The sequence below is a fragment of the Sphingobium sp. DN12 genome (assembly GCF_051058005.1).
GTDB classification, from domain to species: Bacteria; Pseudomonadota; Alphaproteobacteria; order Sphingomonadales; family Sphingomonadaceae; genus Sphingobium; species Sphingobium yanoikuyae.
The window spans coordinates 2,309,138-2,334,765 of the sequence record NZ_CP173717.1 but is presented as its reverse complement, the minus strand read 5'-3'; the positions used below and the strand labels follow the sequence as shown (position 1 = coordinate 2,334,765).

At 64.0% G+C, this 25,628-nt stretch carries 24 protein-coding genes and 1 other RNA gene; 16 read left to right on the top strand and 9 right to left on the bottom strand.

Annotated features, from left to right (window positions below; genetic code table 11):
* The first annotated feature begins 135 nt into the window (after window positions 1–135).
* Entirely contained in the window at window positions 136–738 is a 603-nt protein-coding gene (locus ACI6S0_RS11000) for a hypothetical protein (RefSeq protein ID WP_037491660.1), read from the top strand.
* Between the two features lie 76 nt (window positions 739–814).
* Here ACI6S0_RS11000 and ACI6S0_RS10995 read toward each other — a convergent pair whose 3' ends face one another.
* The 6 genes from ACI6S0_RS10995 to uvrA form a co-directional block, all read right to left on the bottom strand.
* Entirely contained in the window at window positions 815–1,030 is a 216-nt protein-coding gene (locus tag ACI6S0_RS10995) for a cold-shock protein (RefSeq protein WP_004207726.1), read from the bottom strand.
* A 111-nt stretch (window positions 1,031–1,141) separates the two neighbouring features.
* Window positions 1,142–2,338, bottom strand: a complete 1,197-nt coding sequence (locus ACI6S0_RS10990; RefSeq protein WP_434405817.1) for a hypothetical protein — start codon at window positions 2,336–2,338, stop codon at window positions 1,142–1,144.
* A gap of 137 nt (window positions 2,339–2,475) precedes the next feature.
* The gene (locus tag ACI6S0_RS10985; RefSeq protein ID WP_270090923.1) at window positions 2,476–2,748 is read right to left on the bottom strand and encodes a type II toxin-antitoxin system RelE/ParE family toxin; all 273 of its coding nucleotides are present in this window, start codon (window positions 2,746–2,748) and stop codon (window positions 2,476–2,478) included.
* On the bottom strand, window positions 2,748–2,924 hold the full coding sequence (gene relB, locus ACI6S0_RS10980) for a type II toxin-antitoxin system RelB family antitoxin (protein WP_434405816.1): 177 nt from the start codon (window positions 2,922–2,924) through the stop codon (window positions 2,748–2,750). The genes ACI6S0_RS10985 and relB overlap by 1 nt, the downstream gene beginning before the upstream one ends.
* 775 nt (window positions 2,925–3,699) lie before the next feature.
* Window positions 3,700–4,557, bottom strand: a complete 858-nt coding sequence (locus ACI6S0_RS10975) for a DUF4747 family protein (protein WP_434405815.1) — start codon at window positions 4,555–4,557, stop codon at window positions 3,700–3,702.
* Between the two features lie 121 nt (window positions 4,558–4,678).
* Entirely contained in the window at window positions 4,679–7,591 is a 2,913-nt protein-coding gene (gene uvrA, locus ACI6S0_RS10970) for an excinuclease ABC subunit UvrA (protein WP_434405814.1), read from the bottom strand.
* 258 nt (window positions 7,592–7,849) lie between these two features.
* Here uvrA and ACI6S0_RS10965 point away from each other — a divergent pair, with 258 nt between their 5' ends.
* The 4 genes from ACI6S0_RS10965 to ACI6S0_RS10950 all read left to right on the top strand — a co-directional run bounded on the left by ACI6S0_RS10965 (window position 7,850) and on the right by ACI6S0_RS10950 (window position 14,435).
* A complete protein-coding gene (locus ACI6S0_RS10965; protein ID WP_434405813.1) occupies window positions 7,850–11,116 on the top strand; it encodes an autotransporter domain-containing protein in 3,267 nt (1,088 codons plus the stop codon).
* Window positions 11,117–11,239: 123 nt separating this feature from the next.
* On the top strand, window positions 11,240–12,055 hold the full coding sequence (locus ACI6S0_RS10960) for a phosphotransferase family protein (RefSeq protein WP_434405812.1): 816 nt from the start codon (window positions 11,240–11,242) through the stop codon (window positions 12,053–12,055).
* Between the two features lie 579 nt (window positions 12,056–12,634).
* Window positions 12,635–12,976, top strand: a complete 342-nt coding sequence (locus ACI6S0_RS10955; protein WP_434405811.1) for a UrcA family protein — start codon at window positions 12,635–12,637, stop codon at window positions 12,974–12,976.
* Window positions 12,977–13,136: 160 nt separating this feature from the next.
* A complete protein-coding gene (locus ACI6S0_RS10950; RefSeq protein WP_434405810.1) occupies window positions 13,137–14,435 on the top strand; it encodes an OprO/OprP family phosphate-selective porin in 1,299 nt (432 codons plus the stop codon).
* A 148-nt stretch (window positions 14,436–14,583) separates the two neighbouring features.
* Here the strand turns inward: ACI6S0_RS10950 and ACI6S0_RS10945 are convergent, their stop codons facing one another.
* Window positions 14,584–15,333, bottom strand: coding sequence for a LytR/AlgR family response regulator transcription factor (locus tag ACI6S0_RS10945; RefSeq protein ID WP_161731907.1), 750 nt, complete (start codon window positions 15,331–15,333; stop codon window positions 14,584–14,586).
* 5 nt (window positions 15,334–15,338) lie between these two features.
* The gene (locus tag ACI6S0_RS10940) at window positions 15,339–16,448 is read right to left on the bottom strand and encodes a sensor histidine kinase (RefSeq protein WP_069338686.1); all 1,110 of its coding nucleotides are present in this window, start codon (window positions 16,446–16,448) and stop codon (window positions 15,339–15,341) included.
* A gap of 158 nt (window positions 16,449–16,606) precedes the next feature.
* Between ACI6S0_RS10940 and ACI6S0_RS10935 the strand changes: the two genes are divergently transcribed.
* The 6 genes from ACI6S0_RS10935 (at window position 16,607) to ACI6S0_RS10910 (ending at window position 20,407) form a co-directional block, all read left to right on the top strand.
* Window positions 16,607–16,759 carry a hypothetical protein gene (locus ACI6S0_RS10935; protein WP_180275838.1) on the top strand — a complete coding sequence of 51 codons (153 nt, stop codon included), beginning with the start codon at window positions 16,607–16,609 and terminating at the stop codon, window positions 16,757–16,759.
* Window positions 16,760–16,860: 101 nt separating this feature from the next.
* A complete protein-coding gene (locus tag ACI6S0_RS10930; RefSeq protein ID WP_004207712.1) occupies window positions 16,861–17,112 on the top strand; it encodes a hypothetical protein in 252 nt (83 codons plus the stop codon).
* A 59-nt stretch (window positions 17,113–17,171) separates the two neighbouring features.
* Complete coding sequence (locus tag ACI6S0_RS10925; protein WP_434405809.1) at window positions 17,172–17,546, top strand: STAS/SEC14 domain-containing protein; 375 nt, start codon at window positions 17,172–17,174, stop codon at window positions 17,544–17,546.
* 156 nt (window positions 17,547–17,702) lie between these two features.
* Window positions 17,703–18,251, top strand: coding sequence for a hypothetical protein (locus ACI6S0_RS10920; RefSeq protein ID WP_004207710.1), 549 nt, complete (start codon window positions 17,703–17,705; stop codon window positions 18,249–18,251).
* A 484-nt stretch (window positions 18,252–18,735) separates the two neighbouring features.
* Window positions 18,736–19,200 carry a hypothetical protein gene (locus ACI6S0_RS10915; RefSeq protein WP_434405808.1) on the top strand — a complete coding sequence of 155 codons (465 nt, stop codon included), beginning with the start codon at window positions 18,736–18,738 and terminating at the stop codon, window positions 19,198–19,200.
* Between the two features lie 172 nt (window positions 19,201–19,372).
* A complete protein-coding gene (locus tag ACI6S0_RS10910) occupies window positions 19,373–20,407 on the top strand; it encodes an IS110 family transposase (RefSeq protein ID WP_423283039.1) in 1,035 nt (344 codons plus the stop codon).
* Between the two features lie 650 nt (window positions 20,408–21,057).
* On the opposite strand, the gene ACI6S0_RS10905 is transcribed toward ACI6S0_RS10910, so the two are convergent.
* On the bottom strand, window positions 21,058–21,714 hold the full coding sequence (locus ACI6S0_RS10905) for an alpha/beta hydrolase (RefSeq protein WP_004207708.1): 657 nt from the start codon (window positions 21,712–21,714) through the stop codon (window positions 21,058–21,060).
* 152 nt (window positions 21,715–21,866) lie between these two features.
* Here ACI6S0_RS10905 and ACI6S0_RS10900 point away from each other — a divergent pair, with 152 nt between their 5' ends.
* The 5 genes from ACI6S0_RS10900 (at window position 21,867) to ffs (ending at window position 25,555) form a co-directional block, all read left to right on the top strand.
* Window positions 21,867–22,970, top strand: coding sequence for a cysteine desulfurase family protein (locus tag ACI6S0_RS10900; RefSeq protein WP_434405807.1), 1,104 nt, complete (start codon window positions 21,867–21,869; stop codon window positions 22,968–22,970).
* On the top strand, window positions 22,937–24,055 hold the full coding sequence (locus ACI6S0_RS10895) for a cysteine desulfurase family protein (RefSeq protein WP_434405806.1): 1,119 nt from the start codon (window positions 22,937–22,939) through the stop codon (window positions 24,053–24,055). Before ACI6S0_RS10900 ends, ACI6S0_RS10895 begins: the two co-directional genes overlap by 34 nt.
* A gap of 19 nt (window positions 24,056–24,074) precedes the next feature.
* The gene (locus ACI6S0_RS10890) at window positions 24,075–24,410 is read left to right on the top strand and encodes a 2Fe-2S iron-sulfur cluster-binding protein (RefSeq protein ID WP_434405805.1); all 336 of its coding nucleotides are present in this window, start codon (window positions 24,075–24,077) and stop codon (window positions 24,408–24,410) included.
* A 3-nt stretch (window positions 24,411–24,413) separates the two neighbouring features.
* Complete coding sequence (gene blaSGM / locus ACI6S0_RS10885) at window positions 24,414–25,394, top strand: SGM family class A beta-lactamase (protein WP_434405804.1); 981 nt, start codon at window positions 24,414–24,416, stop codon at window positions 25,392–25,394.
* Window positions 25,395–25,457: 63 nt separating this feature from the next.
* Window positions 25,458–25,555: signal recognition particle sRNA small type (gene ffs / locus ACI6S0_RS10880), an RNA gene on the top strand.
* Window positions 25,556–25,628 lie beyond the last annotated feature (73 nt).

Here is a 25,628-nt window from a genome sequence, read left to right as displayed (position 1 = left end):
GGGAACTCCTTGGTTGCCAGTCGGGGAAAAGAACCGGCGTCGGCGACAAGGGTTCCGAGCATGATTGCGTCCGCGACGGGCCTTGCTAGTCTTGCGACGGACGGTGGCGGGGGCCGCCGTGACAAGGGGGGGGCAATGTCGGCATTCGATCTGGTGTTCGCGGTGTTCGGGTTGCTGCTGGGGCTGGCGATCGCCGAGGTGCTGGGCGGCTTTGCCCGCGCGCTGAAGCTCAAGCGGACCGCCAAGCCGGTGCGGATCGGCTGGCTGACGCCGCTGCTGGGGCTGTTCGTGCTGCTGGACCTCACCAGCTTCTGGGGCAGCGCCTATATCATGCGGGACCAGATGGATGCGAGCTATCTGACGCTGGTCGTGGTGCTGGCGATCGTGGGCGTCTATCATCTTGCCGCGTCGCTGATCTTTCCCGACGAGCCGGAACAATGGCCCGATTTCGACGACTGGTATGACCGGCAGAAGCGGATGGTGATCGGCGGGCTGCTGCTGGCCAATGTCGCGGTCACGATCGGCCAGGGCGTGCTGGAGGAGGTAAGGCCGGTGGCCGATGCCCCCGCCGGGCCGCTCGCCCCCTATGCCGCGCCGATCCTGCTGGGCGGGCTGGTGGGGCTGCTGACCCTGCTGGTCGCGCTGCTGCGGGTGCGGAGCCGGCGCGCGAACATGGCGATGCTGATCGCGGCGAACCTGATCCTGCTCGGCGCCAGCATCGCCGAGGATTATATCTGACCGGGACCGGGCGCCACCGCGCGGCGGCGCCCGATCCCGGTCATTCGCTTATCGGCCGATCCCGGCCGGGGGCCGATTATTCGGCGTGGGCGATGTTCACCGCGGCCATCTTGCCGCGCTTGTCCTGCTCCAGGTCATAGGTGACGCGGTCCTTCTCGCGCAGGGTGGCGAGGCCGGCGCGCTCGACCGCGCTGATGTGGACGAACGCGTCCTGGCCGCCGGTGTCGGGCTCGATGAAGCCATAGCCCTTGTCGGCGTTGAAGAACTTCACGGTTCCGGTGATGCTGCTCATGATATTTCCTTCTTTCATGCGGCGGACCCATGGCGGGCACGCCGGGTCGCTAGAGGGGCAGGGAAAGAAGGAGATAGGTGCCGCAAAGCGCCGAAGACCGTCGATTTGCGACTATAGCAGCGCCCTTGTACGGCATTGCGGGCGTCCTGGCAAATCACTGGCCGTTTCGGCGGGGTCTGCCGCCGCATCCTCCTCTTCCGCCTCGTCTTCCTCCTCCTCGCTCAGAAGCTCGTAACCGGCGGCTTCCAGCACGGCGATTTCCTCGTCACTGCCGGGCGCGAAGCCGAAACGGGCGTCGCGGGCGCGGGTGGCGGCTGCCTCATAGGGACGGGCCTGCGCCTCCAGCTCCGCGGCATAGGCGGCCTCCTCGGCTTGTGTCAGGGCGCGGTCATACTCGTCGATATCGTAATAATCCTCGCTCTGGTCGCCGGTGAAGCCGGGCGGGGCGGGGTAATCGGTGCGCAATTGCTCGCGATCCTCATCCCACCAGACGCCGCGCAAACGGGTCGCGGCCTCCTCCGGCGGCAGGTCGGCGCGGTGGATATGGGGCGGAAGTTCACACCGTTCATTGCGGTCGGAAAAGGGCGAGATTCCGGGCTGCACAGGCGGGCGTTTCGCGCCGGGCTGGAGCGGCAGCCGGGCGGCGATGAAGAGCGCGACCGAGGCGGCGGGGGCGAGGGCGGGTGCGGCTTCCGGCGCGAGGGGTTCGGGCGTCTCGGGCTGGTCGCCGTTGAGCAGGCGGGCGTCGGCCATGTCGCGGGCCATGCGCTCCATGCCGGTGCGCGGCAGGCCGATCAGTTCGGACTCCTTGTCGGCATCCTCGGCCGGGCAGATGAGGTCGAGATAGGCGGTGAAATCCTGCGCCACGACGCGGGCAAGCGCGGCATCCGACCCTTCGGGCGGGCTGTCGGCCATGCGATCGAGCCGCGCGAGCATCGACATGGCGAGGCGATTGTCATGGCGGTGGCGGCGGACCTCGTAATTGTCGGGATCCTTGCGGATCACCTCCTCGCTGCCCATGATCGCGCGCGACAGGAGATCGTCGGCAAGGCGGGCGCGGGCGATCAGGATCGCGGCGTCCCAGCCCAGGCGAAAGGCGGCGCCGTCATGGCGGATGCGCAGCGTGTAGGCCGAGCGCGCGGTGATGCGCACCCCTTCGCAGGCGAGCATGATGACGCCGGTGGCGGCGAGTATCTCCAGGAAGCGCCGCTGGCGCGCCGGGCTCCAGCCATCGACCCGCCGCTGCGGTTCGGGCGTGGGGACTTTGTCCGGCAGGGGCGGCGTGATCGGCGGAAATGCGCAGGACATGGCAAGGCCCTTTCAGGGAAAGAGGACGCGTTGCCGGAAGGGTAGGCAGAAAGCCGGGGTGTAGGACAGCGGAATAGGAATTGGCCACCAATGCGCCCATGCGGGCCTGCAAAGCGCGCCTTTCTGCGTTCCGGTGCTCAGGGATATTGCTGGCGAGTGTGCCGGACGGCCAATATCTCGATGATGGCGGTCACGCGATAGACGATGACATAGTTGGGCGTGACCAGTGCTTCCCGCGTGCCGGGGACGCGGCCGGAACGATAGAGATAGGGATGATCGGGTAATCGCTCGGCGACATGGCGGATGGCATTGCCGATGCGCTCTGCGGCGGCGGGGTTCTGCGCTTCTATGAAGTCGACGATGCGTTCCAGGTCATCCAGCGCCGCAACGTGCCAGATGAGCGGCAGCATCAGCCTTGCTTGCGGCGGTCGATGATCGCCTGCATCCGCGCCATCGCCTCGTCATGGGGGATGCCGGGTTGGTCCGACGCCATGCGGGCTTCGACCGTCGCGCGGAACCAGACGTCATAGGCTTCGGCCTCTTCGGTCGAAGCGAACTCGGACTCGATGGGGGTGAGCTTGGTCATATTTCGGAGAGTATCAGGGATGCGGTGCGGTGTCGACTGAGGGGAGAACGGTTTGGGGGTATAGTAAACTGTCACCGTAATCCCGACTGAAGTGATTTAATCGTATAGATTAAGTTTGCGTGATAACCACGCTACGAACTTGAATCTCCGTGTTTCAATCACCGATTTTTTTACCGAATTAAGGTTGTCTACATCGTCGTTCGCCGATTTAGGAGGCGTAGCTTGGCAGTTTTCGTGTCGGGGTGCCATTCGTCCCAAACGAAACATCGCCAAGGATACCGAAAGAAGCAAAACAACGGAGTATATTGTAAAGAAAAATCCGAATAAATCTCCGAAGCTTTTGCTAAAATCGACCATTTTTGTAGATATTTCAGTTTTAAGTGGGCTCATTCTCCATAGTTGCGGAAAGAGGGACCCTTCCGACAATATAGCAAACAGCAGAGATATAACTTGGCAGATCACTACGTGAAAAAACGTAGAATTCACTATGCTGATAAGTGGTATTCCTCGAGTTTTGTCTATTTTCGAGGATAGTGCACGATGAAGTGCACTGCCCATAAGTGAAAAGGTGATGGCATATGCTGCGATGCTGAAGCCCAATATGGTAGGCAGTGCCTGAAGCGCTAAATTGCGCCAATTCAGATTAATGCTGCCAGTCCAGTAGAGAAATGTGCAAAGTGCAGAAAAATGAACAAATGGGGATGAAGCGAGTTCACGGATTCCGCCGTACTCGCTCCAATATATATGAATCATTTTAAATAGGGAACGGTACATTCTATCGCCTAAATGCTCTAGCTAGCCTTCGGAAAACTGTTCCTGATTCAACATCTTGTTCGTACATTTCCTGGACGACCTTAGGGTATTCGTCGGTGCTTACGACCATATGGCCGTCAGTACCGTATCCCTTGGCGACTGACCTGCCGTTATTCAGACTGGCGCGGATAAGCGCATCCAAGTCTTCGTCTCTCTGTATCCCCAATCCTCTTTCCGCCTTGTAGTGAACATTCATTGACCGAGCGTTCTTGTCTCCAAGGTGTTCTTCTGCTTGCTCTTCAAAATCTTCACCCCAGAGGTCTGAGTTCGGACGTTCGATCAAGATATCAAGGTCGGTGATCCGTGGTATCGAAAAAATTCGGTCTACACCGCCTTTTTCCGTAATCACGTTTATCTTTATATCGCCGAAAGATCGAAAAATAGAATCTTCTGAAGTTAAATTTCTAAAGAAATTTAAGGCAGAATTATGTGTTAGTCTCTCGCCATCGCAATAATGCTCAAATACTAGCTCATGTCTTTTTGTATTAAACATAAACCGAAATGTTTTTAGATTTGGATGAAGGTTGTCTGGAATGTTTATTGAGCTAACATCGTTTGCGGTAGCTTCTTCCATGGTTTCAGCATTGAACCAATCACCATCAATTTCTATCTCAAGGAATGTTGAAAGTACTCCGAATATAAGATTTTCGTCCTCACTAGATCGGCTAACCATTGTAATGAGGCCATGCCTGTCACCATAGATTTTTGTAATTTTCTTAAGACGATATAGAGAATTGATAAGACTGGTATATGTATCCTCATCATGAGGATGAGCCTTTATGTTCAAGCCTCCGATTTCCATCTTGTGGCGACGAGCCATCTCTTCCCCCAATGTAACCAACTAAATTATGGTCACTTATTCTATCGCCTCATAGTCTGCAAGTTTCGTTAAAAAAGCGAAATGATCTACTCCGACCTAGGTTCAGCTTCACTCAACGCGATCACTCCGCCGCCACAGCCTCTAGCCCCAGCAACGGCGCCAGATAGCGCCCGGTAAAGCTTCTCGGCTCCTTCACCACCTGTTCCGGCGTGCCTTGTGCGACGACTTCGCCGCCCTTGACCCCGCCCTCTGGTCCCATGTCGATAATATAATCCGCCGTCTTGATGACATCGAGATTATGTTCGATCACCACGACGCTGTTGCCCTGTTCGACCAGCGCGTGGAGGACTTCCAGCAGCTTGCGGACATCCTCGAAATGCAAGCCGGTGGTGGGTTCGTCGAGGATATAGAGGGTGTTGCCGGTGGCGCGGCGCGACAATTCCTTGGCGAGCTTGATGCGCTGGGCTTCGCCGCCCGACAGGGTGGTGGCCTGCTGGCCGACCTTGATATAGCCAAGGCCCACTTCGGCGAGCATCGCCATCTTGTCGCGGATCGGCGGCACGGCCTTGAAGAATTCGACCGCATCCTCGACCGTCATGTCGAGCACGTCGGCGATGCTCATCCCCTTGAACTTCACCTCCAGCGTCTCGCGATTGTAGCGGGCGCCATGGCAGACGTCGCAGGTGACATAGACGTCGGGGAGGAAGTGCATCTCGATCTTGAGCACGCCGTCGCCCTGGCAGGCTTCGCAGCGGCCGCCCTTGACGTTGAAGGAGAAGCGGCCCGGCTTGTAGCCGCGCGCCTGCGCTTCGGGCAGGCCCGCGAACCAGTCGCGGATATTGGTGAAGGCGCCGGTATAGGTGGCCGGGTTGGAGCGCGGGGTGCGGCCGATCGGCGACTGATCGATGTCGATCACCTTATCGCAATGTTCCAGGCCCGTGATCTTGTCATGCGGGCCGGCGACGATGCGGGCACCGTTGAGGGTGCGGGCGCTGGCGGCATAGAGGGTGTCGATGGTGAAGCTGGACTTGCCCGATCCCGAGACGCCGGTGATGCAGGTGAAGGTGCCGAGCGGGATCGACGCGGTGACGCCGGTGAGGTTGTTGGCGCGGGCATTGTGGACGGTGAGCTTCTTGCCAGAGCCCTTGCGGCGCTTGGCCGGGACTTCGATGCGGCGGGTGCCGTTGAGATAGTCCGCGGTCAGGCTGTCCTTGTGCGCCAAGAGTTCGGGCAGGGTGCCCTGGGCGACGATGGTGCCGCCATGGACGCCGGCGCCCGGCCCCATGTCGACAATATAGTCGGCGGCGCGGATCGCATCCTCATCATGCTCGACGACGATGACGCTGTTGCCGAGGTCGCGCAGGCGCTTGAGGGTCACGAGCAGCCGGTCATTGTCGCGCTGGTGCAGGCCGATCGAGGGTTCGTCGAGGACGTAGAGGACGCCCGAGAGGCCCGAGCCGATCTGGCTGGCGAGGCGGATGCGCTGGCTTTCGCCGCCCGACAGGGTGCCTGATGTGCGGTCGAGGTTCAGATAGTCGAGGCCGACATTGTTGAGGAAGCCGAGGCGCTCGACAATTTCCTTGAGGATGGCGCGGGCGATCTGGTTCTGCTGGTCATTGAGCGCGTCGGGCATCGCGGTGAAGAAGGCGAGCGCGTCCACCACCGAGCGGCGGGTGGAGACGGAGATGTCCTCGCCGGCGATCTTGACCGCCAGCGCTTCGGGCTTGAGGCGCGCGCCGTGGCAGGTCTCGCAGGGCATGGCGGTCTGGTATTTGCTCAGTTCCTCGCGCATCCAGGCGCTTTCGGTCTGGAGCAGGCGGCGGTTGAGGTTGCCGATCACGCCCTCGAACGGCTTCTTGACCTCGTAGCTCTTCTTGCCGTCGACGAAGCGCAGGGTGACGGGCTTGCCGCCGGTGCCGTGGAGGATGATGAGCTTCACCTCGCCCGGCAGATCGGCCCAGGGCGTGTCGAGGGAGAAGCCGAATTCCTTGGCGAGGGAGCCCAAGACCTGCATATAATAGGGGCTGGGCGGGTTGGACTTGGCCCAGGGGACGACGGCGCCCTTCTTCAGGGAGAGGGCTTCGTTGGGGACGACCAGTTCGGGGTCGAATTCCTGCCGCTCGCCCAGGCCGTCGCAGGCCGGGCAGGCGCCCATGGGGGCGTTGAAGGAGAAGAGGCGCGGCTCGATCTCGGGAATGGTGAAGCCGCTGACCGGGCAGGCGAATTTCTCGGAAAAGACGATGCGGTTGGCGGGGATGCCGGCATTCTTCATCTTGCCCGCGGACTGGGCTTCGTCTTCGCGGCCGGGGACGACGCCCTCGGCCAGGTCGACGAAGGCGAGGCCGTCGGCGAGTTTCAGCGCCTGCTCGAAACTGTCGGCGAGGCGGGTGGCCATGTCGGCATTGACCGCCAGGCGATCGACCACGACCTCGATGTCATGCTTATATTTCTTGTCGAGGGCGGGGGCATCCTCGATCAGGTAGAGCTCGCCGTCGATGCGGACGCGGGTGTAGCCCGCCTTCTGCCACTCGGCCAGTTCCTTGGCGTATGTGCCCTTGCGGCCGCGCACGACCGGGGCGAGCAGGTAGAAACGGGTGCCTTCGGGCAGGAGCATCACCCGATCGACCATCTGGCTGACGGTCTGGGCGCTGATCGGCTCGCCGGTGGCGGGCGAATAGGGGATGCCGACGCGGGCCCACAGGAGCCGCATATAGTCGTAAATCTCGGTGACGGTCGCGACCGTGGAGCGCGGGTTGCGGCTGGTCGTCTTCTGCTCGATCGAGATGGCGGGGGAGAGGCCCTCGATATGCTCGACATCGGGCTTCTGCATCATCTCCAGGAACTGGCGCGCATAGGCGGAGAGCGACTCCACATAGCGGCGCTGCCCCTCGGCATAGATGGTGTCGAAGGCGAGGCTGGACTTGCCCGAGCCGGAGAGGCCGGTGATGACGATCAGGCTGTCGCGGGGCAGATCGACGTCCACGCCCTTGAGATTATGCTCGCGCGCGCCGCGGACGCTGATGTGGGTCAGCATTCGGTAAACCTCTGCTTCGGAATATGGGTCAGACTCATGGCGGCGTTGTTCCAGATTTGTTCCGTGGGGGCAAGGGGGCGTTGCCCGGTCGGGAGGCAAGATAGGAAGGGGGAGCGGCCAGGGGAAGATGGCCGGGCGTGGACGATGGCGCGCTGCGCCGGCCGGAGGGCGTTTCTGGGTCGGCTGCGGGCGCGTCTCGGCCTGTCTCGGGGTTTCCATGGATGGCCGCGGCTATGGGATCGCACGTAGAAACGGGGCATGACCTATTGGCGGCTCCATTGGCATGCGGGCGTCCTGAGCGTGGCGGGCAGCGTCGCGGGCATGACATTGGCGACGACGGGGGCCATGGCCCAGAGCGAGACGCCCGCGGGGCGGATCATCTTCCTGGGCTGGACCGAGGGCAAGGACCATTCGGTGTGGCTGTCCGGCGTCGATCCGGGCGAGTTTTTCGTCGTCTTTCCCGAGACCGGGGAGCGGGTGGACAGTTGGACCCAGCCCGATACCGGCCTGCACCTGACGGTATCGCCCATCGTGCGGGAAAATGGCGGCACCCATAATCTGTTCGCCCATATTCGCACCGAATATGCGGAATATGACAATTTCGTCGATTCCGCCGACCAGCATCCGGGCGGCATCAATTTCCCCGATCACTGGAACCGGCCCGACCCGGAATTGCCCGATCTGATCACGCCGGAATTGCGGCCGAACCCGGATACGGTAACGCCGGGTCTGCGGCCCAATCCGGATCTGATCACACCCGGCCTGCGCCCCTTGCCCGGGACCGTGACGCCGGAGCTGCGGCCGAACCCCGATACGGTGACGCCGGGCTTGCGGCCGAACCCTGATCTAGTGACGCCGGAGTTGCGGCCGAACCCCGATACGGTGACGCCAGGCTTGCGGCCCAATCCGGATACGGTGACGCCGGAATTGCGGCCGAACCCGGACACGGTGACGCCGGGTCTGCGTCCTGATCCGGACACGGTGACGCCGGGTCTGCGTCCTGATCCGGACACGGTGACGCCGGGTCTGCGGCCCGATCCGGATACGGTGACGCCGGAATTGCGGCCTGATCCGGATACGGTGACGCCGGGGCTACGGCCTGACCCGGATACGGTGACGCCGGGCCTACGTCCTGATCCGGACACGGTGACACCGGGCTTGCGGCCCGATCCGGATACAGTGACGCCGGAATTGCATCCTGATCCCGAAATCGTCACGCCCGAATTGCGGCCGGTGCCCGTTCCCATCACGCCGGAGGAGCGGCCGGATCCCGACACAGTGACGCCGGAAGTCCGCCCGGACCCTGATACACCGACACCCGAATTGCGACCTGACCCCGATACGGTGACGCCGGGACTACGGCCTGATCCGGACACGGTGACGCCGGGCTTGCGACCCGATCCTGATACGGTGACGCCAGGTCTGCGTCCTGATCCTGATACGGTGACGCCGGGCTTGCGGCCCGATCCGGACACGGTGACGCCGGGACTGCGGCCCGATCCTGATACGGTGACGCCGGGACTGCGGCCCGATCCGGATACGGTGACGCCGGGCTTGCGACCCAATCCGGATACGGTGACACCGGGACTGCGTCCTGATCCGGATACAGTGACGCCGGGGCTGCGACCCGATCCGGATACGGTGACGCCGGGACTGCGGCCCGATCCGGATACGGTGACGCCGGGCTTGCGACCTGACCCCGATACGGTGACGCCGGGGCTGCGTCCTGATCCTGATACGGTGACGCCGGGCTTGCGACCCGATCCGGATACGGTGACGCCGGGACTGCGACCTGATCCTGATACGGTGACGCCTGGTCTGCGGCCCGATCCTGATACGGTGACGCCGGGCTTGCGACCTGACCCCGATACGGTGACGCCGGGGCTGCGTCCTGATCCTGATACGGTGACGCCGGGGCTGCGGCCCAATCCGGATACGGTAACGCCGGGACTGCGTCCTGATCCGGACACGGTGACGCCGGGACTGCGGCCCGATCCGGATACGGTGACGCCGGGCTTGCGACCTGACCCCGATACGGTGACGCCGGGACTGCGTCCTGATCCGGACACGGTAACGCCGGGGCTGCGGCCCGATCCGGATACGGTAACGCCGGGGCTACGGCCCGATCCGGATACGGTGACACCGGGACTGCGGCCCAATCCGGACACGGTGACGCCGGGACTGCGGCCCGATCCTGATACGGTGACGCCGGGACTGCGGCCCGATCCTGATACGGTGACGCCGGGACTGCGGCCCGATCCTGATACGGTGACGCCGGGGCTACGGCCCGATCCTGATACGGTGACGCCGGGACTGCGGCCCGATCCCGATACGGTGACGCCGGGGCTACGGCCCGATCCTGATACGGTGACGCCGGGCCTGCGTCCTGATCCTGATACGGTGACGCCGGGCTTGCGACCCGATCCGGATACGGTGACGCCGGGACTGCGACCTGATCCTGATACGGTGACGCCGGGGCTGCGGCCCGATCCTGATACGGTAACGCCGGGGCTGCGGCCCGATCCGGATACGGTGACGCCGGAATTACGGCCGCGCCCCGAGACGCTGCCGCCGATCGCTCCGCCCGGTGTCGCGCCGGGCCGCGATGAGCGGCGCCCGATGCTGATGACCGCCGATGAGGTCTGCCGGGCCGGGCGCGAGGGGCGGCTGAAAGGCGATCCGCAGCTTATTGAAAAGGCCTGCAGGATTGCAGCCAATGCCCGTCGGCGCTGGACCGCCTGGGCAGAATGGAACCATTCGACGCTGAAAGACGACCGTTCCGGTGCCCGGACCAGGGGCAGCGCGAACCAGTATAATATTGGCCTGGATCGCTGGATCGACAAGCGCACCGTCGCCGGCATGGCCATCCAGTTCGGCAATTCGGATTATAAATCCTTCAATGGCGGCATGCGCCAGCAGGCCGATTCCATCACGGTGAAGCCCTATATGGTGCATCGGATGGCAGATTCGGACGTGGTGCTGGATGCCAGCATCGGCTTCAACTTCGGCGAATATGAACAGCATGTGCTGATGCTGTCGGGCAAGCATGACAGCTTCACCCTGTCGGGCACGGTCGGGATCAGCGCGCAGCGTCCGCTCGGCAGCTTTCTGCTGCGGCCCCGCCTGTCGTGGAGCTATGCCAGCATCTGGCACGACGATTATGTCCTGCAGGGCGAGGTGGGCGGTATCGACCTGCGCGTGCTGCAGGGCGATGCGCGCTATGATTATGGCGCGGTGGCGACGTCGCTGGAGATCAGCCGGCCGTTCCGATCGGATGATATGGTCATCACCCCCTATGTCGAGGGCGGCGTCGATTTTGCCTATCTGCGCCCCAATGGCGGCCGTGTCCTGGGGCCTGACCTGCGCCTGATCGCGACCACGCCTGCGGTGGGATCGGTCCGGTTCGGCACGCGCATCCAGTTGCGCGGCAATGTCGCGCTGATCGGATCGGGCGAATATTACGGGATCGGATCGGGCGGCCTGTCGAGCTGGCAATGGCGGGCCAACCTGTCCTTCCGCTTCTAGCGCGGCGGGACGGGTTCCAGGCCTGCGGGCGATGGGAGCGGAAATGGCCGTCGCGCCGCAGGTATGGGGTATCGGCGCAAAAACACTGGCCAATCCGGTCCGGCTGCGGCACAGGCGAGGGGCATGAGCCTGCCCGATCCTTCCACCTTCATTGCCGAGGGCGCTTCCGCCGCGGTCTATCGGCTGGAGGGGGGGAGGGTGCTCAAGCTGTTCCATGAGGGCGTCGATGCCGGGATCATCGCCCGCGAACATGCGACGGCGCAGGCGATCCAGGCGACCGGGCTGCCGGTGCCCTGTGTGTTCGGGCGCGCGGAGGCCGGCGGGCGACAGGGCATCATCTATAGCGAGATAGAGGGGCCGAACCTGCTCCATTATATCGTTCGCCACCCGCACCGCCTGGGTTGGGCGATGCGGGCGATGGCCGCGCTGCAGCGCGCCATCCATGCGCATGATGTGCCCGAACTGCGCAGCCGCAAGGCGATATTGGCCGAGGATATCGCGATGGCGCCGATCGGCGATCGGCTGCGCGCGGCGGCGATCGACCGGCTGGACCAACTGATCGAAGGGAATAAATTGTCCCATGGCGATCTGCATCCGGCCAATCTGATCGTGAGCGGCGACGGGCTGGCGGTGATCGACTGGTCCAAGGCCGCCCGATCGGCGCCGGCGGCCGATGTGGTGCGTAGCGAGATGCTGATGCGGTTCGGGCCGGGGCAGTCGGCCGGGAGGCTGGAGGGCACGCTGCGCGATGCGACGACGGCCTATTATGTCAGGCGCTATCGCAAGCTGGCGGGAATGGAGCCGGAAGCGCTCAATGCCTGGCGGGGGCTGGTGGGGCTGGCCTGGCTGCGGCATCGGCTGCCGGGGCGGGACGCGGCCTTTGCCGCCTATCTGACCGATGCGTTGCGGCGCGCCGGATTGCCGCCACTGGACGCCTGATAACGGCGCGCGATGTCGTTGGTGGATGGCGGTGGGCGGTTCATCCCCGGCCGATGCCGCCCGGCGGATGCTGTGCCCCGGTCATCGAAGCATCGTCCCGCATGCCTGCACTGTCGCTATTCTGACATGGAAACAGGCCAGAGAGCAGCGCGTTAAGCGACGGTTCACGGCCGATGGTGCCGTGTTGACGGTAACAGTTGAGACAAGATCTGGAGTGCCCGACAGCATCCGGATACGCCCCCGGCATTCCCTTGCGCCGGGGGCGTTTTCATGTCCGCTTGCCTTGAATCTCCGTAAATTCCCTTAGGGAATAGGCTGTCGTTTCGTAGACGAATGCCATTCGTCCGGTCGTTCGTCCCCGCAAATCCGCGCTTGGTCGATGGATCGGTCGTTGGCCGATGACGAGGGTTGCCGGTCGAAGCGGACGGGCGGCGAGAGGACCGGGCGCGTACACAGGATGGGCGAACGGGATATGGCGCAACGCCCCCACAAGACCCCCGCCGAACCGTTCGCATCCGGCGCGTCGACGCCCCCTGACGACGCAGGCCGGATGCCATGACAGTTTTGAGGAGACACGCCATGTTCGCCACCGCCAAGATCATCACCGCGCTGAGCGCCGCCGCCCTGCTGGCCGGTTCCGGCATCGCTTCGGCGCAGGAGTTCACGTCCAACGGCCGCACCACCGAGGTCCGCTTCGGTGACCTGGACCTTACGCGCCACGCCGACCAGCAGGAACTGCGCACCCGCATCTCCCGCGCGGCCAGCCGGGTCTGTTTCAGCACCGACATCAATACCATGAGCGCGTGCCGCGCGGCGGCGATCGCCCAGGTTGAGGCGCCGATCGCGACCGCCATCGCCCGCGCCCAGACCAACGAGCGCTATGCCGATGCCAAGGATGCCCGGCCTGTCGTCGGCAACTGACGCCTATCATCCCGCCAAGGGAGGGAGAGGGCCTGGCGCGAGCCGGGCCCTTTTTGCGTGGGAAAAGGCTCGTCGCCCCGGCCATTCTCGGTATTTCTCCCGATGGCGGAGCCCCGGATTTGCGACGATCAGAAGGGACAGGCTCAAGGGGATAATGGTCATGCGCGCGCGTCTTCCCGGCACTTCGCCCGTCATCATGGCAACGCTGTTGGCCGGGGGGCTGTGCGCGCCCCATGCCTGGGCGCAGAGTACGGAATCGCTCTACGAACCGATCGGCCATCATAGCGGTGGCGACGTGCATGCGGTGGACGAGACGCCCCATTATATCATTCCCGATTTCGCGCCCGCCAAACCGGCCGACCCGAACAAGGAACAGCCCTTCTTCAAGATCCGTCTCAGCCTGTCGCTGATCGGCGACTGGACCGATTTCAGCCAGGATGCAGTCAATGAAAGCCAGATCGGCCGGCAGGAGGACGAGTTTCAGGTGCGATCGGCACGGCTTAGCCTGATCGGATCGGTCGGCGGCGATTATCGGGTGAGCTATCAGGTCAGCGGCGAATATAAGGGGTTCGACACCAACCCCGAGCAGAAATGGAAGCTGACCGATGCGTCGCTGACCTTTCCGCTGGGCAGCCGCACCAAGATGACGGTGGGCAAGACCAAGGAGACATTCTCCTACGAAATGGTCGGGGATTCGGCGAACCTGCCGCATAGTGAGCGCGTGCTGACGCCCTTTTTCACGTCGCGCAATTTCGGCGTCCGCTTCGTCCAGGTGCTGGGCGCGAACAAGGCGGCGACCTTTTCGGCGGGTGCCTACAAGGATAGCTGGGATTTCGGCAGTTCGACCGACCGTGGCTGGGACTATTCGGCGCGCATGACCGGGCTGATCTGGGACCGGCCGGATCATAATGAATTCCTGCATGTCGGCGTGGCCTATCGCCATGCCGCGGCGGACGGCACGATCCGCTATAGCGGCCGGGCGGAAACCAATGTCGGCGACGTCGCGATCGACACCGGGAAATTCGCGGCGCAGAGCAGCGACGGCTTTGCCGGCGAGGCGCTGCTGAATGTCGGGCCGGTGTCGTTCCTGGGCGAATATATATTGAACCGGACCAATTCGCGCGAATTTCGCGACCCGGTCTTCCATGGCTGGTATGTCACCGGCAGCTGGATATTGACCGGCGAAACCCGGCCCTATGACCGCAATGTCGGCTATGCCCGGCGCGTCATTCCCAAGGGCCGCTGGGGCGCGCCCGAACTGGTGGCGCGCTATTCGGAAATGGACCTGGACGATAATGGCATCGAGGGCGGCCGTTTCAAGAAGACGATGCTGGGGCTCAACTGGTGGGCAACGACGCGCTGGAAATTCGGCGCGACCTGGGGCCATACCTGGCTCGACCGGTTCGGCGAGCGCGGCGAGAGCGACACGGTGCTGACCCGCATCCAGTGGATCTATTGAGCGGGTAGCGTCTGTTTTGGAAAATGCGCGGAAGGGCGCATTTTCAGTTCGGCACCGGCCCGCACCCCCACCCGACCACCCAGACATTCTACCCTGATGGGTGGTCGGGTGGGGGTGCGGGGCCGTCCAGACATTCCTAAGAGGACTCTCAGCGGCCGGTCATGGCCCGTGCATTGGCGAGATAGGTGCGGCCGATGCGGATTTCATTGCCGTCGGCCAGCGCCGCGAACCAGACGCCGCTGCCATCATGGCGCAGCCGCGCGATATGCGGGCGCCGGACGATGTGCGAGCGGTGCAGGCGGACGAACGCCTGCGGATCGAGCCGTTCCTCCAACGAACTGATGGTCTGGTGCAGCAAATAGCTATGGGCGCCGACATGGAGGCGCATATAGTCGCGCTCCGCCTCGATCCGGTCGATCTGGTCGGCGGCGATGCGGACCAGTTCGGAACGGTGCGGCACCCAGAATTCCTCGGCCCATTCGGGCGCCGGCTCGGCCGGGGTGAGGGGGGCATCCTCCTCGCCGTCGCGGCTGCGCAGCGCCTGTTCGACCCGGTCGACCGCGCGGGTCAGGCGATCATGGGCGACGGGTTTGAGCAGATAGTCGACCGCGGCAAGATCGAACGCCTCGACCGCGAAGCTTTCGAAGGCGGTGACGAAGATGATCGCCGGGCGGATGCCCATCTGGCTGATCGCGCGGGCGACGCCGATGCCGTCGAGCAGCGGCATGGCGATGTCGAGCAGCAGCAGGTCGGGCTTGAGCCCTTCGACCAGGCGCAGCGCCGCCTCGCCATCATTGGCGGTGCCGACCAGCGCGATGCGCGGTTCGCGCGCGCACAGCATCTGCAATCGCTCGACCGCAAGCGGCTCATCATCGACGATCATGGTGCGGATGGACATGGGCGTCAGCACCCCCGGCGGTTGAGCGGAAGGAAGAGGTTGACGGCAAAGCCGCCATCGGCCTGCGGACCATAGTCGATCCGGCCCTGATCGCCAAAGCGGGCGGACAGGCGGTCGCGCACATTGGCGAGGCCAATGCCGCTGCCGCCATCGCCGGGGCTGGGCGGCTTGTCGCCATTGTCGGCGACGGTGAGGTGCAGCAGGCCATGCTCCTCGCGCGCGCGGATGGTGATGGCGACCGGGCTGGACGTGCGCGAGACGCCATATTTGATCGCATTTTCGACCAGAGGCTGGAGGATCAGGCCCGGCACGCAGGCGGTCAGCAGATCGGCGGGAATGTCGATCCGGGTGGCCAGCCGGTCGGGGAAGCGCACCGCCTCGATATCCAGATAGAGTTTCTGGAGATGGACTTCCTCTTCCAGCTGCACGTCATCGAGCGGATCGCCGGTGAGGCTGGTGCGGTAGAAATTGGACAGCGACATGATCATCTGTTCGGCCTCGTCGCGCCGGTCCTTCATCACCAGGGAGGAAAGCGAGTTCAGCGTGTTGAACAGGAAATGCGGGTTCACCTGATAGCGCAGCGAGCGCAGTTCGGCCTGCTGTGCGGCGCGTTCCAGCCGGGCGGCGCGGCGTTCGGTGCGATGCGCCTCGCTGGCATAGGAGAGGCCGAGATAGAGGCCGGCCCAGGCGGACAGGAAGAAATAGCGGCTGACGGCGTCATCGACGATATAGATCAGCGCATGGGACTGGGCCTCATATTTCTGCTGGTCCATGTCGGGAAACATGCCCATCGGGTCATAGATGTTGAAGACATAATAGTTGGCGACCGCCATCGCGAGCGCGAAGGGCGCGGCGAGCGAGAAGGCGGCGACGATGCGGACCGCCAGCGGCTTGGCATCGAACCGGCGTATCGCCAGATAGAGAATCCAGGTCACGATGATGCCGATCAATGTCACCACGGCGCGGCGGGCGGCCATTTCGCCCTGATAGTCGAAGCCCACCACCAGCGCCCGCACGCTGATGAGGATCGCGTAGAAGAACCAGAAGCCGATGATGGAATAGAGGGCGGCGGTCGGCGAAACGCCGCGCGGCCCCTCTTCGGTGGGAAGTGTCATGGAGGATATCTACGCCAGCTTGGCGACGCTGTCGCCCCCTGCGCGCGATGCTGGTCGAAGCGGCTTGGCGGTTGGTCGAAGCGGTGGCGCGGGGAACCGGGGCGGAACCGGCATTGGCCCCTGTCGGTTGATCCGGCAGGAGAAAAGGAGACGCGCAGATGAGCGATACCAGGCGCGAGAGCGAGAAGAAGCTGGACGAGGCACTGGAAGACAGCATGGATGCGTCGGACCCGCCCGCGACCAGCCGGCCGGACGATGACGGCGAACCGGTGCCGTCATCGGGCTTTCCAGAAAAGCCCGAGCGTCCCTGATAGCGGACCGCGAAAATCCATGTTATTCCAGTCGGGCAAGCGCGGCCCCGACCGCCATCAGGCGGCAGGCCGGCTTCCCCGCGCGAGAGGAGCAGACGACGATGCCGACTTCCACCACCCCCGCGATCGAACGCATTGCCCGCGTGCTGGCCGGGCGCCAGCTCAGCCTGAATGGCGGCGGCCAGGATCCCCATGCGGCGGGCGCGGTGGATGCGGCCTGGCCCGACCATGTCGACGACGCCTATGCGATATTGCACACGCTGCGCGAGCCCGATGCCGACATGGCGCGGGCCGGCGATGTGGCGGTGTGGCGCAGCATGATCGGCGCGGTGCTGGAGCGGCGTGCGGGCTGAACCGGCGACACGCGAAATATTAACCCGGTCGTGGCAGGGAGCGCGCAGGAGACTGCGCCATGTACCACATCGAATTTCGCCATGATCTGAACCTGCTGGACATCAAATGGTCCAAGCTGTTCACCGCGGAGGAAGTCGCGGCCTATGCCCGCGAGTGCAAGGCCCGCTTCCTGGCCGAGGGGTTCAAGCCGGGCTATCTGCTGCGCATGGACATGAGCGCCAGCAGCGCCCAGCCGCAGGAGGCGGTCGCGTCCTTCCGCGCGAATCTGGGCGATTTCCCCAAGGCGCGGCGGATCGCCATCATCACCGGCAGCGCGATCACGCGGTTGCAGGTGAAGCGCGAAATGACGCAGCCCTATCTGCGGATATTCGATGATGCGACGGCCGGCCTCGCCTGGTTGCTGGAAGCCGAAGCGGTTGAAGCGCAGGCATAATTCTCCGTCCGTCGCATTTCACAAAAATATCATGTTGCACTGCAAAACGAAATCTGGTCCCTTGTGACAATCGGTGGGACAGGTGCCCGTTAAGCCTTTGCTAACCATGCGGGGCGCATGTTCTGCTGATCGACTTCAAGTCGGAGGGCATGAGCAATGGGCACGAGTGCAAGACCGGCGGACGGGGCCATTACCCTGGCGGAATTGCGGGAATTCGCCAGTTTCCCGTCGGCCACGCAAAGATATATTCGCAGATCGCTGGACATCGGGCTGCATCGCCGCGACGCGATGAAGCTATGGTCGCGCGACATGGTCGAGGAAGCCAGCATCCGCGCCCAGGCGCGCATCTATGGCCGGCTGGACGAGATCAAGGCGCATGTTCCCGACGATAGCGGGCTGGACCAGGTGGAGCCGTTCATGGCGCCGCTGGTGACGGTGTCCGCCTTTGACCTGGGGCAGGACCGGCTGGCGAGCTTCTCGGCCTATCGCTTCCTCTATGAGCGACTGCTGGGGGCGGGCGCGCGGCCCTGGCTGCCGGGCGCCTTCTGCGCGGCGGCAAGCCTGCCGCATCTTCACCCCGAAAAGCGGCGGCTGCTGTTGCAGTCAATCAGCGAGGCGGCAGCCACGGCGGTCGGTTGGTCCAATCGCGAGCCGACCTTCTACCCCGAATGGGTCGAGAAGGTGGACCTGTCCAAGGCCAACTGAGCCGGCCTGATCCTGCCGGCGCCCCTGGGGAGGGCGCGGGCGGGATGGCGGCTTGGTTGCTGGTCTGGCGGCGGCATTCGGCCTGTCCTTCCTCCGCTTTCTTCACGGCGTCGCGCGCGCATGAACCGCGCGACGCTCGAGCGCACTCCACTATCGCCCGCTCTTGAAGAACAGGAAAATCACAGCCTTTGCCGGGCGGGATTTGGCTGGGAAGCGGACTGGTCCTTATCTCGTCACTCCAGCGAAGGCTGCGGTCTCAGGCAGGCGCACGCGACAAAAACGGATAGCGCTAGACGGCGGCCTCCTTCTGCCACCGCCTGAGACCCCAGCCTTCGCTGGAGTGACGCATTGGGGTGGATTTCAGACCTTCAGTTTTTGGAGTGATGACCGGCGATAGCGGACGATGCGCGAAGAAAAATCGACCGGCAGCAATCGCCCCATTAGCGGACGTTGACTGATTCAGCGTTCGGTTCAGAGTTCCCGAATGACAAAAATGGAACGAGCGCGCAGCGTCCTCGCGAAAGCCGTTGAAGTGCTGTTTTTTTTGGTCGCGGGCGCTTGGTTCTTGATCTGGTATATTGAAGTGATGGAACCGACGCTTGCTCCCCACGTCAAGCATCTGGGCCGCGCCATAGGTCCTGTGTTCTGGATTCTGTTGATATTCCAAAACTACCTTAACAGTAGCAGTCGAAATGGATCGGATGCGCCTGAAAACTCACCTCCACGTTTGAGTGGCGTTTTTGTGGTTCTGGCCGTCGGGTTAGCGTCGGCGTTTCTCTTCTGGCGATCGTCGGGTGAAGGTAGTCTTGTGCTTGCGATCGTAACGGCAGGCGCAACCGTCATCGTGGCGGGGCTTGTATGGCGTTTTGCAACCAAGCACGCTTCGGATATCGGAGAAGCTCGATTTGCTCCGAGTGGACTTAAGGACACGCCTGCAAACGGCGGCTAACTATCAGATTTCGTGATTCAGCCCTCCAAATGACATCTGAATGAATGGCCGGTTTCAGGGATGCGGATCATTCTGGGAATGACGAACAATGGTCGAAACCTGATGGGGTGGACGCCCCCCGACAGCCTTTATGGCAAAGTGGAGGTGTTGAAGCACCACTGAGGAGGCGTCCGTGTCACAGGTTACCACAATCGGTCTGGATATCGCCAAGAACGTTTTCCATGCGCATGGCGCTGACGAGCGGGGTGCGATGGTGTTCAGCCGCAAGCTGACGAGAGCAAAGCTGCTCGAGTTCTTTGCAGGTCAGCCGGTATGCATAGTAGCGCTCGAGGCGTGCGGCGGCGCCCATCATTGGGCGCGTCAGTTACAGACGATGGGGCACGATGTGCGGCTGATCCCACCATCTTACGTGAAGCCATTCGTGAAGCGGAACAAGAACGATGCGATTGATGCTGAAGCGATTGCCGAGGCTGCGCAGCGCCCAGGCATGCGCTTCGTGGCGGTGAAAAGCGAAGAGCAACAGGCCGCAGGGCTCGTGTTCCGCACACGTGACCTAGCGGTGCGGCAGCGCACTCAGCTGATCAACGCCATTCGCGGGCACCTAGCGGAGTATGGTTGGGTAGCACCGCGCGGCACAGCGCATATGACAATGCTCGCCGACCTGCTCGAGGATGAGGAAATGACTTCAAGTCTGCCTGCAGCGGCACGGCCCATGTTCAAGCTCATGGTCGACATGCTGGCCGATCTCGACAAGCAGATTGCCGTGCTGGACCGTGAGATCGCACGGCGTGCTAAGGAGGATGAAGCGGCCAGGCGGCTAATGACCATTCCAGGGATCGGTCCTATCGCTGCGACCGCCATCATCGCGCTGGCCCCGCCGGTCGAGACGTTCCGTAAGGGGCGCGACTTCGCGGCTTGGCTTGGCCTCGCCCCCCGTCAGCACTCGACCGGCGGCAAACAGCGGCTCGGCAGCATATCGAAGATGGGCGAGCGGACGATCAGGCGACTACTGATTATCGGAGGTAGCTCGATGGTGCGTCAGGCCTGCCGGTTCGGCGCGCCGGCCGGCTCGTGGCTGGAGCGGATGCTCGCGCGCAAACCGCGCATGCTCGTCTCGGTGGCGCTCGCCAACAAGATGGCGCGCATGGTCTGGGCACTGCTCACCAGAAATGAAGATTACAGAGCTCCGGCAGCAGTTGCGGCGTAAGCCAAGGCAGCGGCCAGAGGCGTCGGGGACGTAGGCGGTCGAAGGAGGGTATGGCACAACAGTCGGCGAGACGGGGCTGGAAGAACCAGGGAATGGCAGAGCGCTAACCAAGCGCGTAAACCTGTAATGGATCCGGTCCGCGAACTCCCATACTGGCCCGCAGCATATGGCGCTGCTCATCGAGGCCGGACAGATGACAGCATCCGACTACGTGCCAACAAACCCCGATTTACTGCTTGCATCCGAAGGGGCGTCCACAGATGCCAATCGCAACGGGCGTCATCCTGACGGAGGTCAGGATCCATTTTGCACTACGCCAGATAGGGAGTGCTGAATGGATCCCGGATCAAGTCCGGGATGACGGATATGCCAAGGTCAGCTTTTGGGAGAAGCCGTGGAGTAAGTGGAGGGCGCTCCTTCTGGGCGCCAGCCATCAAGGCTTCATGGCGGGAGACGGTGGGCGTCCCGCTGCAAAAGGCCAGAGGCGGGGGCTGGAGATCACGAAGGTCAGGCTGATCGACATTCGGTTGCGGGCCGGTACTGGATGCGGCTCGGCAGATTTCCGGTCCTGGCGGCCAGGCGGATCGTGCGGGCAAAGAAAAAGGGGCTGCGCGGCGGCAGCCCCTCCATGGTCCCGATCGGGCCGGTCCTCAGCGGATCGGCGAGTCCGGCGACAGGCGCATGTCGAGATAATTGTCGACCGACTTCATCAGCTGGTCCAGCTCATGCTCGAAGAAGTGGTTGGCCCCCTTGATCTCGTCATGATGGATGGTGATGCCCTTCTGGGTGCGCAGCTTGTCGACCAGTTTCTGCACCGCGCTGGCGGTCACCACTTCGTCCGCCGTGCCCTGGACGATGATGCCCGACGAGGGGCAGGGCGCCAGGAACGAGAAATCATACATATTGGCCGGCGGCGCGACCGAGATGAAGCCGCGGATTTCCGGGCGACGCATCAGCAGCTGCATGCCGATCCAGGCACCGAAGGAGAAGCCGGCGATCCAGGTGGTCTGCGCTTCGGGGTGGAAGCTCTGCACCCAGTCGAGCGCCGCTGCGGCATCGCTGAGTTCACCGATGCCATTGTCGAACGTGCCCTGGCTGCGGCCGACGCCACGGAAGTTGAAGCGCAGCACGGCAAAGCCGCGCTTCACGAAGGTCTTGTAGAGTGCCTGGGTGATGCGGTCGTTCATCGTGCCGCCGCCCTGCGGATGCGGGTGCAGGATCATGGCGACCGGCGCGCGCGGGCGGGGCGGGGGGCTGAAGCGGCCTTCGAGGCGACCTTCGGGTCCGGGGAAAATGACGTCGGGCATGGCACCTGTTATGGTCTGGGCTGCCACGGGGCAGCGGGGAAAGGGTCCGTGCGCGCGCCGGGGCTTGGCCATATGGCCTTCACGCTGGCGCAGCGCGGCAATCCGCCTATATAGATGCCGCCGCCATTTCCGCAATCAATGAGTAGTTCCGCTTGGCCGCCGACCGCCTTTATCTCGATCATGCCGCGACCACCCCGATGCTGCCGCAGGCGCAGGCCGCGATGGTCGCCGCGATGGCCGGCTGGGCCAACCCTTCCAGCCCGCACAGCGACGGGCGCGCGGCGCGGGCGATGCTGGAGGATGCGCGGCGGCGGATCGCGGCGGCGCTGGGATGGGATGGCCATGTCCTCTTCACCTCCGGCGCGAGCGAGGCGATCGCCATCGCGCTGACCCGCGCCAAGGCCGCGCGAATCATCACCTCGCCGGTCGAGCATGATGCGGTGCTGCGCGTGACCAGGGATGCCGAACGGCTGGCGGTGGATGGGGATGGCATCGTCCTTCCCCCTCGTCATCCCAGCGAAGGCTGGGATCCCGCTTCTTGTGGGATGTCGGATGAAGAAAAGAGAGATCCCAGCCTTCGCTGGGATGACGCAATATTCGCGATCCAGCATGTGAACAACGAAACGGGCGTGATCCAGCCACTGGCGGATTTCCGGCGCGCGGGGTTGCTGCTGTTTGCCGATTGCGCCCAGAGTGCGGGCAAGCTGGCCCTGCCCGACGCCGACATGATCGCGATCAGCGCGCACAAGTTCGGCGGGCCGCCGGGGATCGGCGCGCTGTTGATCCGCGACCTGGCGCTGGTGGAGCCCAGCGGCGGGCAGGAGCAGGGCTATCGCGCCGGCACCGAAAATCTGCCGGCGATCATGGCGATGGCGGCGGCGCTGGAGGCACGGGGCGACTGGATGCCGGTGGCGGCCGCGCTGCGGGCAAGGCTGGACGCCGGGATCGAGGCGGCGGGCGGGCAGATCGTCGCGCGTGACGCGCCGCGCCTGCCGGCGATCGCCAGCTATCGCATGCCCGGCCTGTCGGCGCGGGCGCAATTGATCCAGTTCGATCTGGCCGGCATTTCCGTGTCGGCGGGCAGCGCCTGTTCGTCCGGATCGCTCAAGACCAGCCATGTGCTGGGCGCGATGGGCTGGGATGCGGCGGCGGCGGGCGAAGTGGTGCGGGTGAGTTTCGGCCCGCAGACCAGCGCGGGCGATGTCGATCGCTTCCTGGCCACATGGGCCGCCATGGCGGAGCGGGCGGGCCGGTGATCTATCTCGACTATCAGGCGACGACGCCGCTGGCGCCCGAAGCTTTCGAGACGATGGTGCCGCTGCTGCGCGACCAGTTCGCCAATCCGCACAGCGCGCACCGCGCCGGGCGCATGGTGGCGGCGCAGGTGGAACTGGCGCGCGATGCGATCGGCCAGCTGCTGCCGCCGGGCGGCAGGCTGCTCTTCACCTCCGGCGCGACCGAGGCGCTCAATATCGCGATCCAGGGCGCGCCGGCGGGCGGCATCGTCACCATCGCGACCGAACATGCCGCCGTGCTGGATACGGTGGCGGCGATGCGGCGGATGGGCCGGGCGGTGACGGTCCTGCCGGTGGATGGCGACGGGCTGGTCGACATGGAAGCGGCGGCGCGGGCGATTGTGCCGGGCGTGGCGCTGGTCGTCGCGATGCTGGTCAATAACGAGATTGGCGTGATCCAGCCGGTCGGTGCGCTGGCGGAACTGGCCCATGGCGCGGGCGCGCTGTTCCTGTGCGACGCGGTGCAGGGCTATGGCCGGGTGCCGATCCCCGACCCGTGCGACATGGTGGCGATCAGCGCACACAAGATCCATGGGCCAAAAGGCATCGGCGCGCTGTGGCTGCGCGACGGGGTGAAGATCGACCCGCTGATCCATGGCGGCGGGCAGGAAGGCGGGCTGCGGTCGGGCACGCTGTCGCCCGCCCTGTGCGCCGGCTTTGGCGTGGCGGCGCGGCTGATGCGGGAACAGGCGGAGGCCGACCGCGCGCATGTGGCGGCGCTGTCTGCGCAGGCGCGCGCACTGTTCGCCGACTGGACGCTGAACGGCAGCGCCGACGCGCGCTATCCCGGCAATCTCAACATTCGTCGCGCCGGGATCGACGGCGCGCGATTGTTGTCCGATTGCCGCAATATGTCTTTTTCGCTCGGCAGCGCTTGCGCGAGCGGGTCCGGGCGGCCTAGCCATGTGCTGCGCGCCTTGGGTCTTTCAGACAGTCAGGCGCGCGGATCGGTGCGGATCGGTTTTGGCCGATACACGACACCGGCCGAACTGGAGGAGGCTGCGAAGGTGATTAACGGGGCGGCGACCGCACAAGCGGCGCCGTGAGCAGGGAGCATCGCATAGCATGACCATGGTCACCTTCATCAGCGCCGACGGCGAAAATCGACTGGAGGTCGATGCGCTTGCCGGGTCCGTCCTGCTGGAGGTTGCACAGGCGGCGGGTCAGCCGCTGGAAGGAACATGCGAAGGGCAGATGGCCTGTTCGACCTGCCATGTCATCGTCGATGCCGCCGATTTCGACCGGCTGCCGCGCGCGAGCGAGGATGAGGAGGATATGCTGGACCTGGCCGCTGCGGCGACCCGCACCAGCCGCCTGGCCTGCCAGATCATCCTGTCCGAGCAACTGGACGCGCTGACCGTCCGTATCCCCGGCGAATTCAACAATATGCAAGGTATGTAAGCCATGGCGCTGCGCAAATCCCTGTCGCTGGCGGCGCTGACCGCCTGTCTCGTCGTGGCCCTGCCGCTGTCGGCCGCGCCCAAGAAGAAGGCGCCGGCCAAGAAGGCCGAAGAGGTGCCGACCCTGCCGACCTTGATGCCGCCCGCACCACGCTATCTGGTGCCGCAATCCGCGCTCACCTCCGTCCGCAATCCCAAGGAGATCGAGGAGGAGACCGGCGGGCGCATGGGCATCGCGCTGGTCGATCGCGACGGCGCGCTGATCCTGGGCTTCAACCGCGATGATCGCTTTGCCATGTGCTCGACCTTCAAGGCGCCGCTGGCGGCTGCTGTGCTGATCGGCGCGCAGGGCGGCAAGTTCGGGCTGGAGGGGGAGATACCCTTCACCAAGGACGATATTCTCGATTACGCGCCGGTGGTGAAGAAGAACAAGAAGCGCGGCCGCATGTCTATGGCCGAACTGGCCGCGGCGGCCGTGGAGGTCAGCGACAACAGTGCCGCCAACCTGTTGCTGCCGATGCTGGGCGGGCCAGAGGGGCTGACCTCCTTCATCCGTGCCCATGGCGACAAGATCACGCGGCTCGATCGTATCGAACCCGAGTTGAACGAGAATATTGCGGGCGATCCGCGCGACACGACCAGTCCGGCGGCGATGGCCGGGCTGATGGGGCGGCTGTTGTTTCGCGATATGCAGGCGGCCGATGCCGACAGGCTGCGCGGCTGGCTCAATGCCAGCACCACCGGCGACAAAAGGATCAAGGCGGGCCTGCCCGACGGCTGGACCTCGGGCAGCAAGACCGGCAGTTGCGGCACCGCCTATAATGACGTCGCGCTGGTAAAGTCGCCGGCCGGCGAGGAATATATATTGGCCATCTATCTCGACCGGCCGACGGTGGACGACAAGAAGGCCGAGGCAGCGATCGCCGAGGCCGCCCATTCGGCGCTGGAATTCGTCAGCAAGGCGCAGAAGAGCGGGCTGGACTAGGCTTATGGCATGGCAAGGGCATGGAAGCCCTTGCCTTCCTGTCATGACTTCGCCATATGCCCGGCCGGGAGTCGGGCGGACGTAGTCGTCGCCAACCTGGTCAGGTCCTGACGGAAGCAGCCACAACGATTTTTCTGCGGGTCGTTCCGGCTCCCACCTTTCCGCACAGCATCATCTCTTCGCAAGGTCCGAACGGGCTTCGACAAGCCGCATCTGAACGGTTAGGAAACAGGC